This is a genomic window from Desulfocurvibacter africanus subsp. africanus DSM 2603 (assembly GCF_000422545.1).
In the GTDB taxonomy this organism is placed as follows: Bacteria; Desulfobacterota; Desulfovibrionia; order Desulfovibrionales; family Desulfovibrionaceae; genus Desulfocurvibacter; species Desulfocurvibacter africanus.
The window spans coordinates 1-17,294 of sequence record NZ_KE383873.1 but is presented as its reverse complement, the minus strand read 5'-3'; the positions used below and the strand labels follow the sequence as shown (position 1 = coordinate 17,294).

The 17,294-nt window shown below is 63.1% G+C and carries 16 protein-coding genes; 8 read left to right on the top strand and 8 right to left on the bottom strand.

The genetic code is table 11. The features are described from left to right. Positions 1–150 precede the first annotated feature (150 nt). Positions 151–1,665 (top strand): ATP-binding protein, encoded by a 1,515-nt coding sequence (locus tag H585_RS0117785; protein ID WP_027368812.1) that lies wholly within the window; start codon positions 151–153, stop codon positions 1,663–1,665. 251 nt (positions 1,666–1,916) lie between these two features. After that, complete coding sequence (locus H585_RS0117780) at positions 1,917–4,166, top strand: DUF3536 domain-containing protein (protein ID WP_027368811.1); 2,250 nt, start codon at positions 1,917–1,919, stop codon at positions 4,164–4,166. A 304-nt stretch (positions 4,167–4,470) separates the two neighbouring features. Here H585_RS0117780 and H585_RS0117775 read toward each other — a convergent pair whose 3' ends face one another. From H585_RS0117775 to trmFO, 7 genes are all read right to left on the bottom strand, one after another. After that, on the bottom strand, positions 4,471–4,824 hold the full coding sequence (locus tag H585_RS0117775; RefSeq protein WP_027368810.1) for a hypothetical protein: 354 nt from the start codon (positions 4,822–4,824) through the stop codon (positions 4,471–4,473). Positions 4,825–4,851: 27 nt separating this feature from the next. After that, positions 4,852–5,604, bottom strand: coding sequence for a glucose 1-dehydrogenase (locus tag H585_RS0117770; RefSeq protein ID WP_027368809.1), 753 nt, complete (start codon positions 5,602–5,604; stop codon positions 4,852–4,854). Between the two features lie 198 nt (positions 5,605–5,802). Continuing rightward, entirely contained in the window at positions 5,803–6,300 is a 498-nt protein-coding gene (locus tag H585_RS0117765) for a hypothetical protein (protein WP_027368808.1), read from the bottom strand. A gap of 152 nt (positions 6,301–6,452) precedes the next feature. Continuing rightward, on the bottom strand, positions 6,453–7,481 hold the full coding sequence (locus H585_RS0117760; protein ID WP_027368807.1) for a rhomboid family intramembrane serine protease: 1,029 nt from the start codon (positions 7,479–7,481) through the stop codon (positions 6,453–6,455). A gap of 6 nt (positions 7,482–7,487) precedes the next feature. After that, complete coding sequence (locus H585_RS0117755) at positions 7,488–9,239, bottom strand: methyl-accepting chemotaxis protein (RefSeq protein WP_027368806.1); 1,752 nt, start codon at positions 9,237–9,239, stop codon at positions 7,488–7,490. A gap of 67 nt (positions 9,240–9,306) precedes the next feature. Further along, positions 9,307–10,092: an acyl-[acyl-carrier-protein] thioesterase gene (locus H585_RS0117750; protein WP_027368805.1), complete on the bottom strand. Its 786-nt coding sequence runs from the start codon at positions 10,090–10,092 to the stop codon at positions 9,307–9,309. Then, a complete protein-coding gene (gene trmFO / locus H585_RS0117745; RefSeq protein ID WP_027368804.1) occupies positions 10,089–11,420 on the bottom strand; it encodes a methylenetetrahydrofolate--tRNA-(uracil(54)-C(5))-methyltransferase (FADH(2)-oxidizing) TrmFO in 1,332 nt (443 codons plus the stop codon). Before trmFO ends, H585_RS0117750 begins: the two co-directional genes overlap by 4 nt. A gap of 404 nt (positions 11,421–11,824) precedes the next feature. Here trmFO and H585_RS0117740 point away from each other — a divergent pair, with 404 nt between their 5' ends. The 4 genes from H585_RS0117740 to H585_RS0117725 all read left to right on the top strand — a co-directional run bounded on the left by H585_RS0117740 (position 11,825) and on the right by H585_RS0117725 (position 14,747). Further along, positions 11,825–12,802: an ABC transporter ATP-binding protein gene (locus H585_RS0117740; protein WP_027368803.1), complete on the top strand. Its 978-nt coding sequence runs from the start codon at positions 11,825–11,827 to the stop codon at positions 12,800–12,802. Between the two features lie 2 nt (positions 12,803–12,804). Further along, positions 12,805–13,752, top strand: coding sequence for an ABC transporter ATP-binding protein (locus H585_RS0117735; protein WP_027368802.1), 948 nt, complete (start codon positions 12,805–12,807; stop codon positions 13,750–13,752). A gap of 119 nt (positions 13,753–13,871) precedes the next feature. Further along, positions 13,872–14,165: a hypothetical protein gene (locus H585_RS0117730; RefSeq protein WP_014260353.1), complete on the top strand. Its 294-nt coding sequence runs from the start codon at positions 13,872–13,874 to the stop codon at positions 14,163–14,165. An 81-nt stretch (positions 14,166–14,246) separates the two neighbouring features. Continuing rightward, a complete protein-coding gene (locus tag H585_RS0117725; RefSeq protein WP_244432618.1) occupies positions 14,247–14,747 on the top strand; it encodes a hypothetical protein in 501 nt (166 codons plus the stop codon). A 77-nt stretch (positions 14,748–14,824) separates the two neighbouring features. Here H585_RS0117725 and H585_RS0117720 read toward each other — a convergent pair whose 3' ends face one another. Continuing rightward, the gene (locus tag H585_RS0117720) at positions 14,825–15,190 is read right to left on the bottom strand and encodes a response regulator (RefSeq protein WP_014260351.1); all 366 of its coding nucleotides are present in this window, start codon (positions 15,188–15,190) and stop codon (positions 14,825–14,827) included. A gap of 269 nt (positions 15,191–15,459) precedes the next feature. Between H585_RS0117720 and H585_RS0117715 the strand changes: the two genes are divergently transcribed. Both H585_RS0117715 and H585_RS0117710 read left to right on the top strand, forming a co-directional pair. After that, positions 15,460–16,041, top strand: coding sequence for a MarC family protein (locus tag H585_RS0117715; RefSeq protein ID WP_014260350.1), 582 nt, complete (start codon positions 15,460–15,462; stop codon positions 16,039–16,041). A gap of 20 nt (positions 16,042–16,061) precedes the next feature. Then, positions 16,062–16,967: a DMT family transporter gene (locus tag H585_RS0117710; RefSeq protein WP_014260349.1), complete on the top strand. Its 906-nt coding sequence runs from the start codon at positions 16,062–16,064 to the stop codon at positions 16,965–16,967. Positions 16,968–17,294: the final 327 nt, after the last annotated feature.

Genomic DNA, 17,294 nt, shown 5'->3' with positions numbered 1-17,294 from the left:
ATGATCTGAAAGCGACGATTCCAAGGACGCAACGAAGCCGACACTTCCCCGCATCCTGATTCCGATTGTTTTTTTCTCCAGTATTTGGGAAAAGTTATCCAAGCTCAGTCAAATGATCGGCCGCAACCCAGGCAACCAAGGCGGAGCACCATGTGTCCTGACAACGGATGCCTTCAGTCCGACTACTACTGCCTCTGGGAGACAGAGGATCGGGAGTTCAAGGTCGGCATCATTGGCACCGGCCCGGGCTTCCTGTCTTTCCTGGCCGTCATCTTCAACGAGCAGTACCGCGAATTCCTGCCCAATATGCGGCTGGTAGGCGTGGCCGAACCCAATCCGGCCAGCCCCAAGCTCAAGGCCCTCAAGAACCGCAACATTCCCATTCACGCCGACTGGAAGGATCTGCTGGACAAAAATCCGGACCTGGACCTGGTGGCGGAATTCACCGGCAACCGGTTCCTGCGCAATACACTCCGCCAGGCCTTGCCCGCGCATACCTCGCTTCTGGACCACTCCATGGCCGTATTCGTCTGCGGTCTGCACACCATGGCCCAGACCAGCACGCACTGCCGGATCAACCTGCAGGAGCACCAGGCTTTACTGCAGGCCATCATCGACGAGGTGCGCGAGGACATCATGCTCCTGGATCTCAAGGGCAATGTGGTGGACGCCAACCGAAGCGTCTGCGACCGTCGGGGCCTGTCCAAGGAAAAATTGAATGGCCAACCCTGCTGGAAGGTGCAGACCCTTGAAGACGGCCTTCCCTTCTGTTCGGCCATGGACCCCAAGTGCCCTTTCCTGATCACGCGGGAAACCGGCCAGAAGTCCGAGGCCCTCATGACCCGCGTGGATGCCGAAGGGCACCTGCGCTATTTTCGCGTCTACTCGTATCCCATTCGCGATTCGAGCGGAGCTGTCTCGCATATCATGGTCATGCGGCGGGACATCACCGAGCGCACACGGCGGGAGCGCATGCGCCAGCAGGCCGAAAAGCTGGCTATAATCGGCGAGATGTCCACCTTCCTGGCCCATGAGATACGCAATCCCCTGTTCGCCATCGCCGGATTCACCAATTCCCTGCTCAAGTCGAAGTGCCTTTCCGGCAAGGAACACGAGAAGCTCCAGATCATCGCGGAGGAAACCAAGCGCCTGGACCACATGTTGACCAGCATCCTCAACTTCGCCCGGCCTGCCCGCGTCACGGTGGCCCAAACCGACCTGCAGGCCGTGACCATGGAAACCGTGGAGCTCATGAGCATGGGCTACCGCAAGCAGGGCATCGAGTTCGTCACGACCTTCGAGCCCGATCTTCCGCTGATCATGGGCGAACCCGAGATGATCAAGCAGTGCCTCATCAACATCATCAAGAACTCCATCGAGGCCATGGAGCACGGAGGCACCATCGGCATCAGCGCCGGCCGCACCGAACCGCATGTGTTCCTGGACATCCGCGACACGGGCAAGGGCATGACCCAGGCGCAGCTGGAGCAGGCCTTCAGCCCATTCTTCACAACCAAGGACAAAGGCTACGGTCTGGGCTTGGCCATGATCAAAAAGATGATCGAAGAGTCCGGCGGTTTGGTGGATATCTCCAGCAAGGAGGGCCAGGGCACCACGGTTACGCTGCTCTTCCAGCCCGTGCTGGCGGGCGACCACTCCGGCTAAGCCCCTTAAGTGATTAGCTCCAGGCGACACGCCGGACTGTAAGAGACGTTTCCAGGCGCCAAGCCCCCGAAGGGCATGTTTTCTGCATTGTGAGGGACGATCCGCCCCGAAATCATAGAGTCCTGACACGCAGAACAGTCGATGCTTCCGGACTGCCTCCCTGCCGGCCTGCCCGGCAGGAGTCGAATGCCCGCAGCAACCGCCGTTTCCCGGCATGCTTCCCAGCGTCAGCGGACCAGGATGGAGATATAATGAGCAAATCACTTTGCATCCACGGCCACTTCTACCAGCCGCCCCGCGAGGATCCCTGGCTGGACGTGATCCTGCCCGAGGGCAGCGCCGCGCCGTATAAACACTGGAACGAACGCATCTGCCGCGAGAGCTACGGCCCGCTGGCCTTCGCCCGGCGCATGGACGGCCAAGGCCGCATCACCGAGATCATGAACTGCTACGAGTGGATCAACTTCAATGTCGGCCCTACCCTGCTGCGCTGGATGGAACTGACCCACCCTGACGTCTACGCCCGCATTGTTGAAGGCGACAGGAGAAGCGCCGAGCGTCTGGGCCACGGCAACGCCATGGCCCAGGTCTGTCACCACATCATCCTGCCGCTGGCTTCGGAGTTGGACAAGGAGCTGCAAGTGGCTTGGGGCAAAGCCGACTTCGAGCGCCGTTTCGGCCGGCCGCCCGAAGGCATGTGGTTGGCCGAGGCCGCCGTGGACACTGCGTCCTTGGAGGTGCTGGCGGCTTACGGCATCGCGTATACGGTCCTTGCACCGCGTCAAGCCAAAGCCGTGCGCCGCCTTTCGACGACGGATCAGCAGTGGACGCCAGCGCACGAGGGATCATTGGACGTGACCCGGCCCTACCTAGTCCGCCTGCCTTCGGGAAATTCCATCTCCGTCTTCTTCTATGACGGTCCCCTATCCCAGGCCGTGGCCTTCGAGCGGTTGCTGCAGAACGGTGAAGGTTTCTGGCAGCGCATAGGCGGCGGCGCTCACGACGGCCTGCGGGCTCTGGCTACTGACGGCGAGACCTACGGCCACCACTTCACCTTCGGCGAAATGGCCCTGGCTTATGTGCTGGACCAGGCCCGTGGAGGTCGCGACGGCTGGTCCATCACCAATTTCGGAGCTTACCTCGCGGCCAATCCGCCGACCCTGGAGGTCCAGTTGCACGAGCCCAGCTCGTGGAGCTGCGTGCATGGCGTGGAACGCTGGCGCAGCGACTGCGGCTGTTCCACCGGGGGCCATCACGGCTGGAACCAACAGTGGCGCGCGCCCCTGCGCAAGTCTCTGGATCTGATCAAGGCGCGCGTGGACAAACACTACTTCTCCCGTGGCCATGGCCTGTTCCTTGATTCCCGCGCGGCGTTGGTGGATTACGGCCGGGTTTACACCGGCGCGGCGGACCTGGACGCCTTCGAGCGGCAGCACTTTTCGCCGGACTTGTCTTCGACCGAGCGGGCCACGGGCTGGAAGCTCCTGTCCATGCAGCAATGGGCGCTGGCCGCCTTCGCCAGCTGTGCCTGGTTTTTTGACGAGCTTTCGCGCATCGAGCCGGTCAACGCCCTAAGTATGGCCTTGCGTAGCCTGGATATCGGCAGGATGAGCGGCATGCCCGATCTGGAACGGCTGCAGGACGAAATCGCCGCCATCCTGTCCAGGGCCGTATCCAACATGCCCGGCGTGGGCACGGGCGCCGACCTCTGGCGGCGCGAGATTCTGCCTCGCTGCGAAACGCCCGAAAGCCTGGCGGCCCAGGCCGTGCTCGACCTGTGGGGCACAGACCGGCTGCCCGGCAATGGTTTGCGGAATACGGCCAGCTGGCCCGGCGTGGCCGTGACGCTCACGGGTAAGACCTTTCCCGGCCGGTTCGCCATGAGTGTGCAATGGGCGCGCGAGTCTGGCCGCGAAGAGTACGACCTCGTCCTGCATCGTGAGCCCGCAAACGATCCCATGGCCTGGCAAGTGGATGTCCGCGGCAGAAATGGCGCCCGGGCGCTGGAGACCAAACCTGGCGCGCTGCCCTGGAACAAGCGCCAAGCCCTGGCCATCACCTGGGTCGAGCACGCCGAACGCACGGCCTGGTTGTGCGCCGTAAATTCCTGCCTGCCCGCGGCGGCCATGTTCATGCCTTGGCAGGAGGCCCAGACGACCCAGAACGCGGGCAACGCCTGGGCCAGGCTCTATTCGCCCCTGGCTTGGCGCTACATCGTGGGCGATGCTGCCGCCTTGGGAGCGGAAGAGAATTTGGTGGCATTCCTGAGCCAAGCCGGCCGCAACAACCCGGCTGTCCTGCTCCTGGCTCAGCGAGTTCAGGAGCGCCTTCTGGAGTTGCTGGCTACATCTCCCTCGGCCGCGCCCGGCGTGATCACTCGCGCCGCGGCCATCGGACTGTCCGTGGACCTGTATCCCGCGCAGAATGTCTACTGGCAGCGCCGCGCCGAACTGGCGGTCGTGCAGGGACTCGAAAAGCTGCTGGGGTTCGCGGACGCATAATTCTGCTCGCACAAAAGAATTGAGAAGAGACGTAATCTTTCCAGATCTCTCTCCGCAGGAGACACCTCTCTGTATCCGCGCAGTTACTTGGCTACTCGTCGAGGGCGGCAGGCCTAGAGCAGATTGCTTTTAAGACGCCCGCTCCGGCGTTGACGGCGCAAGTGAATTGCGCCTACGCCGAAGCTAGCGGCAAGCCATGCCGACGCATGGCTTGCAGAGCATTTTCAAAAGCAAATGCTCTAAACGACAAAACGGCCCGGAGCACTGCTCCGGGCCGTTTTGTCGTCTGTTTTCCTACGAAAGCCTACTTGGGGCTTTCGTAGAAGATGTAGTTGGTCGAGAAATCCGAAATCTCGAAGTAGATTTTCTTCTCGCCCGGATCGACTTCATAGTCCAGATCGCGGTCCAGGTAGCCGTAGCCAAAACGGTAGGCCCTGGATTCGTTGCCGCCGCCAGTGCTGTCGGCTGTGGTCAGCTTGTCGATTTTGATGAAGCGCATGACCAGCCTGTTGCCGGCGTAGATGTCCAACACGCCGTTGGTGCCGGTCCAGTTCTGGATGGAGCGACTGATGCGGTTCTGGGACTCCTGGGTGCAGCCGAAAGCTCCCAGGGCCAGGGCCGCGGCCAGGGTCAACGCCAGGAGCGCGCGGGTATTCATAACGGATTCTCCATTCGTTGAGTGTTGCTATTCAGCGTAGATCATTTTGCGGGTCATGCCGCCGTCCAGCACGAGGCACTCGCCCGTGATGAAGCCAGCCTTGTCCGAGCACAGGAACAGAGCGGCCTCGGCTACATCCTCGGGACGGCCGACACGACCGGCGGGATGTTGCTCGTGGTCCACGGACCGCAGTTCGGCCTGCTCGCGCGCGGAACGTTTCTTCCAATTCGAGACGTCGATCCAGCCCGGCGCGATGCAATTCACGCGCACGTGTGGGCCCAGACTCAGGGCCAGGGCGTGTGTCAGGGCCACTATGCCGCCCTTGGACGCTGCGTAGGCCTCGCTGCCCGGCTCGGACTGAAAAGCCCGCGTGGAGGCGATGTTGATCATGGCCCCACGACTTGCGCGCAAGGCCGGCGCGGCGTGCTTGGCGCACAGGAACATGCCCGTGAGGTTCACGCCGATGATGCGGTTCCATTCGTCCAAGCTGCAAAGCTCCAAGGGCATGAACTCGGAGATGCCGGCGTTGTTGACCAAAAAATCCAGCCGTCCGAACTCCCGGGTGGCCGTTCCCACTGCCGCGAGCACATCCGCCTCGGCGGCCACGTCGCCGCACACGGCCATCACTCGTCCCGGTTCCGCGCCTTGGCCCGCAGCCTCGGCGTCACGCTCCAAGATAACCACGGACGAACCCCGGTCCAGGAATGCCTGCGTCACGGCCAAGCCGATGCCTTGACCGCCGCCCGTAACCAGGGCGACCTTGTCGCGGAAAAAATCCACGGCATGCCTCCTCTGCGCGACTTTAGGCGATTTGCACATGGGCTAAACTGGAACCGCCCTGCCCATCCCCCCAAACACCACCCCGATTGAAGATGCCCAGAAGCGCGCAATTCATCAGCAGGCTGTTCCAGGATGTCTGTTCACCGGGCGGGTGAATGCTTGCATCCTAACAGAAACAAGGCGGGGCGTCAGCCGGGATCAGCAGACTTCGGCCAACCGGAACCTGACCATGTTGAAGGGCGCGAGGAGCACCTTGGATGTCCCCACTGCGTACATCTCCACATGGTCGAATGGTGGATAGACGCCCGAGCCGGTATCCAATCTGCTGACAAGACCTAGCAGCGCCACCTGTCGGTCAATGAGATCGTACCTTGAGCCGGGCATCTCGCATTTGACATAATGCGTGGGCCGTTCCTCGACAGGCACGGATTCGCGTAGGGTCTGATGCAGGAAGGTGTAATAGGGGGCCAAACGCCCGCCATCCACCAAAAGCTGCGATTCCACGAGCACGCTCCAGTTGGCCTGCAGAAATTTGCGCAGAAGCGTATGGGTATCCTCCCATATGCTCTGAGTACGTAGGGCGCCGAAACAACTCCAAGAGGCATTGAGAAACTCCCGAAACGCAACGATATGCGCGCTGATGTCGCGAATCGTCGCTGCCGGTTCGGACGTCGATGGTATTGACTGCTCCTGCATCCATGTTTCCTAGACCCCGCACGAAAGCGTTGCACGGGTGTGGTTGCATCAATATCCCGGAGTGTTTGAATGGCTCCGAACAGACGAAATCAAACGCACTGGACGACCTCTGCATGCAGGTCGCCAAGTTGGTTGCATAAAGTGCGCCGGGATTAGTGTGACAAAAAAGCCCACAACCAAGCCGCCAGTGGAACCAGGGCTGCGGTCATGGCAAGAAATGCGCCGGTAAGGCGGCCAACGGGACCAAGGTGCAGCAAACGCCATCCCGCAAATAGACCCAAGGCAAGCCCTGCCAGAAACCCGAACAGGTGCGCGCCCACGTCGGTGCGCTCGCCGCCCACGCCGAGCACGGCCAGCAGGGCCAAACCCGCGGCCACGGCCGTGAACCACGGGGAGCGCCCGGAACCGGTCCTGGCGCGCAGACCGGCCAGAATGCCGGCCGCACCAAATACGCAGGTGGAAAAACCGATGGAGTCGTGCCCTGGCCCCTGAACCAGGGCATTGACCAGATTGCCCACAACACCCGAAAGAAGCACGAGCAGCCAGCCCTGACCGCCGCCCAAGGCCTGACAGATAGGTACGATGAACAGCGCGCCCACGATTACATTGCCGAGCACGTGGGCCGCATCGGCGTGCAAGGTAAGGGCCGTGGCCAGACGCCACCACTCGCCATCCAGGATGTGGCCGGCCTGGGCCGAGCCCAACTCGTCCCACTCATATGGATAGAGCCCCAACGCGGGCAAATATGTGCGCGTCAGCACGAAGAAGGCCAACAGCACGGCTAGAGCCAGCATCGTGGCCGTACGGTTCTCGTGCCGGGGCAACGGTGTGCCGGACCGGCCGGGCCGGTTCTCCGCGCGATAGGCGATCAGCTCGGCCATGGCTTGACCGGCTTCGCGATCCGGAGCCAGGATGCGCCAGCCGCCGCCATGGCGCTCGGCGCGATGGGCCACGCCGCGGGCCGTAAGCGCCAAATCCCATTCGAAGGCCACGGAATAAAGCAGGGGCCGCCCGGCATTGAGCGGCGAGGACACGTCCAGCCAGTCGTCCGAAGCCGGCTGGCCTGCGTCGGCAGGCTCCGGGGATGACGGGCCCCGCCTACGGGGAGGTTCCTCGCGCCGCCTGGACCGTCGGGCGGCCATGGCCTTGCGCAGGGCGTCGGGATCGCGCGCGGATGGCACTGACTACTATGCCTTGCGCACAGTATAGCGGGCCACCATATCCTTGAGCCGCCGGCCCAGGATCTCCAGATTCGCGGCCTCCTGGCGCAGGCTGTCCGCTGCCTGGCTGTTCTGAGTGTTGGCGTCGCGAATGCTCTGCACCGCTTCCAGCACCTGGTCCACGCCCTCGCGCTGCTGACGGCCCACCATGGCGATCTGTGTAGCTGCCTGGGCATTGGCGGATATGTTCTCGGCCAGGGATTGGATGGCTGTCCCGGCCGCCGTTGCCTGCTGCACACCCTGGCTCACGGCATCCAGGCCGCTTTCCATGGCCTGAGTGGTGCGCTCGGAAGAAACGCGCATCTGGGCCAGGAGTTTGCGCACGCGGGCCGCGCCCTGCTTGGACTCCTCGGCCAAGGAACGCATCTCGGCGGCCACCACAGCGAAGCCCTCGGCCCCATGCTCCACCCTGGCCGCCTCGATGGCTGCATTGACGGCCAGCAGGTTGCTCTGATCGGCCAGGTCGTTGACGGTGTCGATGATGTCCTGGGCCGTGCGCGTATTGTCGATCAGCTCATGGGCGCTCTGGCTGATGGAATCCATCTTGGCCCGGATGTCTAACATGCCCAACACGGCATCACGCGTGGCCGACTGCCCCGAGACCGCAATTTCAGCATTGCGTCGGGCGCTGTTCGAAACTTCGTCCGCCTTGGAGGCGGCCATATGCGAAGTCTGTCGAAGCTCCTCCACGGTGGTCACGGTCTCCTCGACGGATACGCTGGTCTGCGCGGCATTTGCCGCCAGTTGATTGACCAGGGAGGCGATCTCCGCGGCCGAGGCAGCCAGCACGCCCACTCCATCGCTGATCTCGCCCATCTGCGCGCGCAGGGACTCGATCATGCGCGCCAAGGCCTGGCCGAGCACGTCTTGCTCCGAGCGGGGCACAACCTCCACGCTCAGATCGCCGCGCGATATGGCCTCGGCCTTCTCGGCCATTTCCCGCTGAGCTCTCGCCATGGAGCTCATTGCCGCCAGCAGGCGACCCGATTCATCGCGGCGCTCGGAGTGCACCTCGGGCAACGCGCCTTCGGCGAGCTGCCCAGCCGCGTCGGTGGCCTGAACGATGGGACCGGTGATCATGCCGGCCATGAAATAGGCCAGCGCCAGAAGCCCGGCCATGGCTATTAGGCCGAAGATGATGACGGTGTTGCGCATGGCCGCGACTTCCCGCTGCACGTCGTCCACGTAGATACCGCAGCCCACGAGCCAGTTCCAGGGCTGAAATACCTTCACATAGGATATCTTGGGTGCGAGCTCAAGACTGCCCGGCTTGGGCCAGATATACTCCACGTAACCCTCGCCGCTGGTGCGGGCCGCCTCGAGCATCTCGCGCATGTAGTATTTGCCCTGCTCGTCCTGATCGTTCAGGAGGCTCTTGCCCTTGAGCTGGGGCAACAATGGATGCATGAGCATCACGCCGTCGAAGTCGTTGATCCAGAAATAATTGTCCTGGCCGAAGCGCAGCCCGCCAAGACGCACCATTGCGCGTCGCTTGGCCTCGTCCTCACTCAACCGCCCCATCCGGACGTCTTCGGCGTAATCGCCGAGCAGACTCCAGGCCACCTCCACCAGATTGCTGCTCCTGTTCAGCCGATCTTCCATCAGGAGATCCGAAAAAAAAGGCAGCAGGTAGAACAGCACGGCGCCGGCAGTCAGTGCCAGGGTCAGCACGGAAATGCCCATGATCTTGGTGGACGTGTTCACGTCGGTTAGCCGCATGCTCAACCTCCTGGAATCTGAAGGGATGGGCCGGATTACACTTGAGTACACGAGGTGGGGATACAGCTCAAGACTGGCCCATGGCCGAGACAGTCTCCCACCAGGAAGCCGCCCGCAGGTGCTCCCGGCCGTCGTCGGCCGAGAACAGGCCGAGCAGCCGCACATTCTCTCCTTGAGGGGCGGACCTGGCCAGCACGCTTTGGCCCGGCAGGACCTCGGCCCGAAAAGCAACCTCCAGGGCCGTGCAGCGCGCTGTCGGCGACAGATGAGTCGTGGCCTCGTCCAGCGCCCAGGCCGCAAGCACAGCGTTGTTCACGTGGCCGTTGACGTCCAGGTCCGATCGCTGGGCGGTCATGAGTATTCCGCCCGTCTGGTCGGCAGGCTCCAAGCCGGGCGTTTTGCGTCTCTGGTATTCCAGAGCGTGTTCGTCGCTCACCGGGATGCGTTGGCGCAGCTCTTCGGGCATGGGCGACAGCTTGCGCGCGGCAGTATCCAGGGTGACCCAGGAAGACACTGCCGAGCCCATGGTCCGGCCCTGCTCGTCCAGAAGCAGGAAGTCGCGCCGGGCCTGCAGCCGCTCGAAACACACGGGCCACGTGCGCACCGCGACACGCTCGCGCCAGCCGGGCCAACGCCGGGCCACTGCCTCGGGCGACAGGCGCAGGTAAAGTCGGGTCAGGACCCAAAACAGACTGTTGGCGGACATCTCCTCGTGAGAAAAACCCAGGTTGCGGGCATGCAGGGCAGCGGCCTCCTGCAGATAGCCCAGCAGCACCGGCAGGCGCGCACAACCGGCGGTGCCCAGCTCGTAGGCGCGCACCCGGAAATCGATATCGCAGGTCTCCCCGCTCATGGCTTCCCCTGTTCCGTCACCTGCCCAAGCCAGGCGCTCCAGGCCTCGCGGGCTCGTTCGGCGTACAGTTCCTTGCGCTTCTTGCGACCGGCGCGTTTATCCAGGGCTGGGGCCAGCCCGAACTGGACATTGCTCGGCTGGAAATTCTTGCTGGGCGTGCGCAGGTGCGACAGCAGCGCGCCAAGGGCCGTCTCGCGCGGCGGAAAGCCCAAGGATTGCCCCCGCGCCTTGGCGGCCAGGAGCATGCCTACCCACAAACCGCAGGCCGCGGACTCCAGGTAACCTTCCACGCCCGTGATCTGTCCGGCCAAGTGCACGCCGGGCCTGGCCTTCAGTTCCAGCTCATCGGTCAGCACAACCGGCGCGTTGACGAAGGTATTGCGGTGGATGGAGCCCAGGCGGACGTACTCGGCATTACGCAGGCCAGGAATGAGCGCGAAGACGCGCTTCTGCTCCGGATACTTCAGCTTGGTCTGGAAGCCCACCAGGTTGAAGGTGGTCCGCTCGCGGTTCTCGGCCCGCAACTGCAACACTGCATAGGGCCTGCGCCCCGTGCGCGGGTCGTCCAGCCCCACGGGCTTCATGGGCCCGAAGGCCAGGGTCATCTCGCCGCGCCCGGCCATCTCCTCGATGGGCAGGCAGCCCTCGAAGTGCATGTGCTCCTCGAACTCGCGGCAAGGCACGGTCTCGGCTGCCAGCAACTCGCGCACAAAGGCCTTGTACTCCTCTTCCGTGAGCGGGCAGTTGAGGTAGTCGTCGTCCTCGGGCCGGTAGCGCGAGCCCCAGAAAGCGTGCTCCATGTCCACGGACTCAGCCGTGACGATGGGCGCGATGGCGTCATAGAAATACAGCCCCTTGTCACCCAGGGCCTGCGCAAGGCTGGAAGCCAGGCTGTCGCTGACCAGGGGGCCGGCTGCCACGACAACTAGATCCGCGCCGGCCAGGAGCGAATTGTCCAGGGACTCCACCTCGGCGCGCACGACCTCGATGAGCGGATGCGACTCGATCTTGTGCGTCATGTAATCCGAGAACAGGCGACGGTCCACGGCGAGTGCCTTGCCGGCCGGCACGCGCGTGGCCTCGGCCGCCTCCATGACCAGGCTGCCCGCCATGCGCATCTCGACCTTGAGCTCGCCGATGGCCGAGGCCTCATCCTCGGAACGCAACGAGTTGGAACAGACCAGTTCAGCCAGTCCGTCCTCCTGATGGGCCGGCGAGCGGCGGATGGGCTTCATCTCGAACAGGCGCACGGGAATCCCGGCCTGGGCGAGCCGCCAAGCGCACTCGCAACCGGCCAACCCGCCGCCGATAACGGCGATATGGGACACGATAGGTTTCTCCTTGCCCGATTGGGGCAGCCATTTCTTCTAGCTGACTGGCCCTGGAATGACAACGCCGCCTTGCCCGTGGGAGCGAAACCACGTAGAGTTCATGAGAGAAGTCGTAGGTCCAAGTCGTACGGACTTGGCGCGACTCGCGACTAGTGCGGATTGCTTTTAAGACGCCCGCTCCGGCGTTGACGGCGCAAGTGAATTGCGCCTACGCCTACGCGGCGGCAAGCCATGCCGAAGCATGGCTCGCAGAGCATTTTCAAAAGCAAAATGCTCTAAAACGAGGCCTCCGGGCCAAGGCCCGGCGAGATATTTGGGTGTAGGAAAGGAGGGAGCGGGGAGCGGCACTCTCGGCATTATAGCCAGCCCTCCCCGCCTCCCGGCTAACCACGGACTTTTACATGGATCATTCCGCGCCAGTCCTGGAGATCGACAGCCTGCGCACCTGGTTCCTCACGGCTCGCGGCATCGGCAAGGCCGTGGACGGGGTGGATCTGTCCCTGTCGGGCGGCGAGACCCTGGGAGTTGTGGGCGAATCGGGCAGCGGCAAGACCATGCTGTCCCTTTCGGTGCTCGGCCTGGTGCCCAGGCCCGGCCGCATCGTGGGAGGCGCGGTGCGCTTCAAGGGGCTTGATCTGGTGCGCGCCTCGGCCGCTGAACTGCTCAAGGTGCGCGGCAACGCAATTTCCATGATCTTCCAGGAGCCCATGACCTCACTCAACCCGGTTTTCCGCGTGGGCGAGCAGATCGCCGAGGCCGTCCGCCTGCACCGGAAGCTGGGCAAGGCCGAGGCCCTGGAGCGAGCCAGGCAGATGCTGGTCAAGGTAGGCATTCCGAACCCGGATCGGCGGCTCAAGAGCTATCCCCATGAAATGAGCGGCGGCATGCGCCAGCGGGTCGTGATCGCCATGGCCCTGGCCTTAGACCCCGACCTGATCCTGGCCGACGAGCCCACCACGGCCCTGGACGTGACCATCCAGGCCGAGATCCTGGAACTCATGCTCCAGCTCAAGGAAGAGCGCCAGACCGCGATAATGCTCATAACTCACGACTTGGGCGTGGTGGCCCAGACTTGCCAGCGCGTGGCGGTCATGTACGCGGGCAAGATCGTGGAAGAGGCCCCGGTGCTGGCCTTGTTCGACAAGCCCCTGCACCCGTACACGAAGCTTCTGCTGGCCTCGGTGCCGCGCATCGGCGAGCGCAGGCCCCTGGCGGCCATCGGCGGCGCGGTGCCCAGTCTCATGGACCTGCCAAGCGGCTGCGCCTTCCACCCTCGCTGCCCGGACGCCGTGGGCTTCTGCGCCACAGAGGAGCCTGCACTCCTCGCTATGCCTGACGGCCGCAAGGTGCGCTGCCTGCTGCACACGGCGAGGACCTGAGCATGGCCGACCTGCTTGAGATCCAAAACGTCATCCGCGAATACCACATGCGCGAAGGGCCCTTGGGCCTGACCCGCGGCGTGTTGCGCGCCGTGGACCGCGTGAGCCTGTCCGTGCGCGCAGGCGAGACCTTGGGGTTGGTGGGCGAGTCGGGCTGCGGCAAGTCCACCCTGGCCCGGCTCATGCTGGGCCTGGAGGATCCCGATGTCGGGGCCGTACTCTACAAAGGCAAAAGCCTTTTCCCCGCGCCGCCCGCGGATTTCCGCGAAAAGGTGCAAATGGTCTTCCAGGACCCTTACTCTTCGCTCAACCCCCGACGCTCCGTGGGGGCCATTATCGGCGAGCCTCTAGCCATTCACAGACACGGCAGCCGGCGTGAGCGCGCTAATCGCGTGCGCGAGCTGCTGTCCCTCGTGGGTCTGCGGCCCGAGGATGCCGCCCGCTACCCTCACGAGTTCTCCGGAGGTCAGCGCCAGCGCGTGGCCATAGCCCGCGCCTTGGCCCTGAATCCCGAACTGGTGGTCTGTGACGAAGCCGTCTCGGCCTTGGACGTTTCCATCCAGGCCCAGATTATCAATCTCCTGCAAGGGCTGCAGGAGAAACTTGGCCTGACCTATGTGTTCATCTCCCACGACTTGGCCGTGGTGAACTACGTGAGCCGTCGCGTGGCGGTCATGTACCTGGGCCGTCTGGTGGAGCTGGCCGAACGCGACGAGTTGTACGCGAACCCATTGCACCCCTACACGCGCACCCTGCTGTCCGCCGCGCCCGAACCCGACCCGCGCAAGACCAAAAGACGCCTGCGCCTTCGAGACGAAGCCGGAGCCCTGCCCCCTCTGGCCTGTGCCTTCGCACCCCGATGCCCTCTGGCCGAACCAGCCTGCAGCGAGGCCGTGCCCGACCTGCGCGAGGTGGTCCCAGGCCATTTCGCGGCTTGCGTTCGGGCCTGATCAGACCCCAGCCCGCGATCCCACGCATTTGCCGTCGCCGCGTTAGATCAGACGCCGCCCTTTCTAATCCCAGCCTCTCGTTCGATCCTGCATAGTGACCAGGAAGCAGGGAGGAATACATGCTGACCACCTATCATTACGCCAAGATCCGCTCCACGGGAGAACTCTACGCAGTGGAGTTCCACGGCGACAAGATCCTCAAGGTCTGCGGCCCGGTGGACATGCGCAACTTCCAAGCGTCTTTCCCTGGTGCCGGGCTTAAGAACTGCCCGACCCAAAGCATTGATTGGCTCCAGGATCAGGAATACGACTGGGTGGCTCCGGGTGAGCTGAATCCCTCCCAGGACCAGCAGACCCCGAACACCCAGATGCACATGCCCGAGGGTTGCCCAGGCAAGGGACGCATTCCTTAACGACGGCGCTTGACGCGACGACGATTGGTGACCATTATCTCGAACCCCGGCGCATGGGCTCGGGAATCAAGGAGATTCGAGATGATGGAAAGTAAAAAGAAGACCCAGGAAGAAATCTGCCAAGTCTTCAGGTTCGAGCAGTGGCTGCGTTTCTATTTCGTGGAGGAGCGCGACGACAAGCTTTTCCTCAGTGTGCCGGGAGAGCGGCTGGAAGAGATCAAGACATCCTACCCGCACCTGCTGGAACTGGCGAACATGGCCAACGGCGGCGAGATCGACTACCAGAAGTCCTGCGACATGGTCTGCGCCTACGTGGGCGCGCACATCGACGGACCCAAGAGTTCCACTGCCCTTGTGACCACCATCCTGGACAGCAAGGGCTACCAGATCGAGATGTACCTCTTCGGTCTATGGATAAAGGGCCACGAGGACTTCCTGGACGAGGACATCCGCCCTTTCAGCGAATGGGAAGAGCTGTACGCGGGCTGGAGGGCCACGGAGCAGGTTGCCGATTACGCCAAGAAACTCATGGAGTCTTCGCCGACGGCGACCCCTGCAGGCGGCAATAACACCCTGCACTAGGGGGCTGCCCGCCAAGTCTGCACGGAGAGGGTCCGCCCTCTCCACGCTCTCTCGAACGTGCGCGCGGGCCGACTTGTTTAGCCCATCGCCTCGGCGATTGCCTGGGCGAGTTGAGTTTCGTCCACGGGCTTGGACAGAAATGCCGCAGGTGGAATGTTCTCGGCGCGCAGCATGGTCGCGGTATCATTGTAGGCCGTGAGAAAGATGACTGGGATATGCCGCCGACTGACGATATGACGCGCGGCCTCGATGCCGTCCATGTCGCCCTTGAGCCGAACATCCATGAGCACTACATCCGCCGGTTGCCGCTCGAACTGAATGACCGCATCCTCGCCCTTGTCCACGACACAACTCACGCTGTGGCCCATCCTGCGGACCGCTCGCTCCAGGCACAAAGCCACTATGGCCTCATCCTCAACGATCATCACTTTGGCGGGCGGCATTACACTCCGTTTCCACGCATAGGGCCGGTTTTCATCATGTCCCGGATAGCGCTCTGGGTCTGCTTTGAATAGTCGCGCACAGTTTTGCATGCTCAAAATCTATGCCATGTATAGCGTAGCTGGCACATATCCTCATGTCAATACATCGACGAAATGCACTCCGATCGCACCAGGCCTCACCTGCACCACAGGCCACTGACTGAAGATCGGCGCCCCGATCCCTTTACACGGCAACCCTTTTCTGATTGTGTTCGCGCCTGGAGGCGTACATGCTAGCGTGGCTGAACGACTTCATTCTGGCCTGGATTCCCCTGTTCGTGGCCATCGATCCGCTGGGCATGGCCGCCCTGTTCCTGGGGCTGACCTCGGAGATGGAGCACCACAGGCGCAGACGCATTGCCCGCCAGGCAAGCCTCACCGCGCTTGCCGTGGGCACGGCCTTCATGTTCGGCGGCAAGGTGCTTCTGTCCGCTCTGGGCATTACCGTGGCCGACTTTCTCGTGGCAGGCGGCATCATCCTGCTCATTTTCGGCGTGCGTCATTTGCTGGAGCACGAGCAGGCCCCGCTTTTCCACGATGAGGAGTTCGGCGTGGTGCCACTGGGCATGCCGCTCATCGCCGGACCGGCCATGCTCACGGCCCTGCTGGCGCTTATGACAACCCGAGGAGTGACGCCGACCCTGGCCGCGCTGCTGGCCAACCTGTGGATCAACCACATCTGCATGGTCCATGTGCGAAAAATCGTGGGCTTCATCGGCATCAACGGGATCAAGGCCATCTCCAAGATCATCGCGCTGCTGCTCGTGGCCATCGCCGTGAACATGATCCGTCGCGGCTGGCAAAATCTCTAAGCACATTCGGAGAAGACCATATGCGCGCACGCGAGCTCAGGGCCGACGGCCTGCTGCTCCTGACCGCACTCATTTGGGGCGTGGCATTCGTGGCTCAGCGCGTGGGCATGGACCACGTGGGGCCCATGACCTTCAACGGCGTGCGCTTCGCCCTGGGCGCGCTGGTGCTCGCACCCTTCGCCCTGCGCAGGCCCACTTCCGGCAATCCGTCAGGCATGTCCACCAAGGCTGCGCTCTTGGGCGGTCTGCTGGCTGGACTGGCCCTGTTCGCCGGCGCGAGTTTCCAGCAGGTCGGCATCATGTACACCACTGCCGGCAATGCAGGCTTCATTACCGGCCTGTATGTAGTCTTTGTGCCCATCCTGGGGCTTCTGTGGAAGCAGCGGCCCACCCTCGGCGTCTGGATCGGCGCGCTGCTGGCCGCCATGGGCCTGTACCTCCTGTCCATCACCGATGGCTTCACCATGAGCGCCGGCGATCTGCTCGTGCTCGTGTGCGCCTTCTGCTTCGCTGGCCACGTACTTGTCATCGGCTGGCTCGCGCCCAAGATTCCGGTCCTGCGTCTGTCCGTGCTGCAGTACGCCTGCTGCGCCGTCTTCAGCTTCATCGCCGCGGCCTTCACCGAAGAGATCAGGCTGGCGGACATTGCGGAAGCAGCCATTCCCATACTCTACGGCGGCCTCATGTCCGTGGGCGTGGCCTACACGCTGCAGGTCGTGGCCCAGAAAGACGCGCCACCGGCCCACGCCTCCATACTCCTGTCGCTGGAGGGCGCCTTTGCAGCGCTGGCCGGAGGGCTTCTGCTGGGTGAAACCATGACAACACGCGGCATCACGGGCTGCGGCCTCATGCTCGCGGGCATGCTGCTCGCTCAGCTCTGGCCGGAGCAAGCCAGGAAGCCAGCCGAAGCTTCGGCCAGCGTTTAGAGCATTTTGCTTTTGAAAATGCTCTGCAAGCCATGCGTCGGCATGGCTTGCCGCCGCGTAGGCGTAGGCGCAATTCACTTGCGCCGTCAACGCCGGAGCGGGCGTCTTAAAAGCAATCTGCTCTAAAGTAGCCCGCATTTGAACAGGAAGAGGGCGCTGCCCGTCAGAGCGGCGTCCTCTCCTTACCCACTCCCGCCAGGGCCATTCCGGATAAGGCGCGCCCCTGGACCCTCGCGGTTCTTACCTTTTAGAGCATTTTGCTTTTGAAAATGCTCTAAAAGCCATGCGTCGGCATGGCTTGCCGCTAGCTTCGGCGTAGGCGCAATT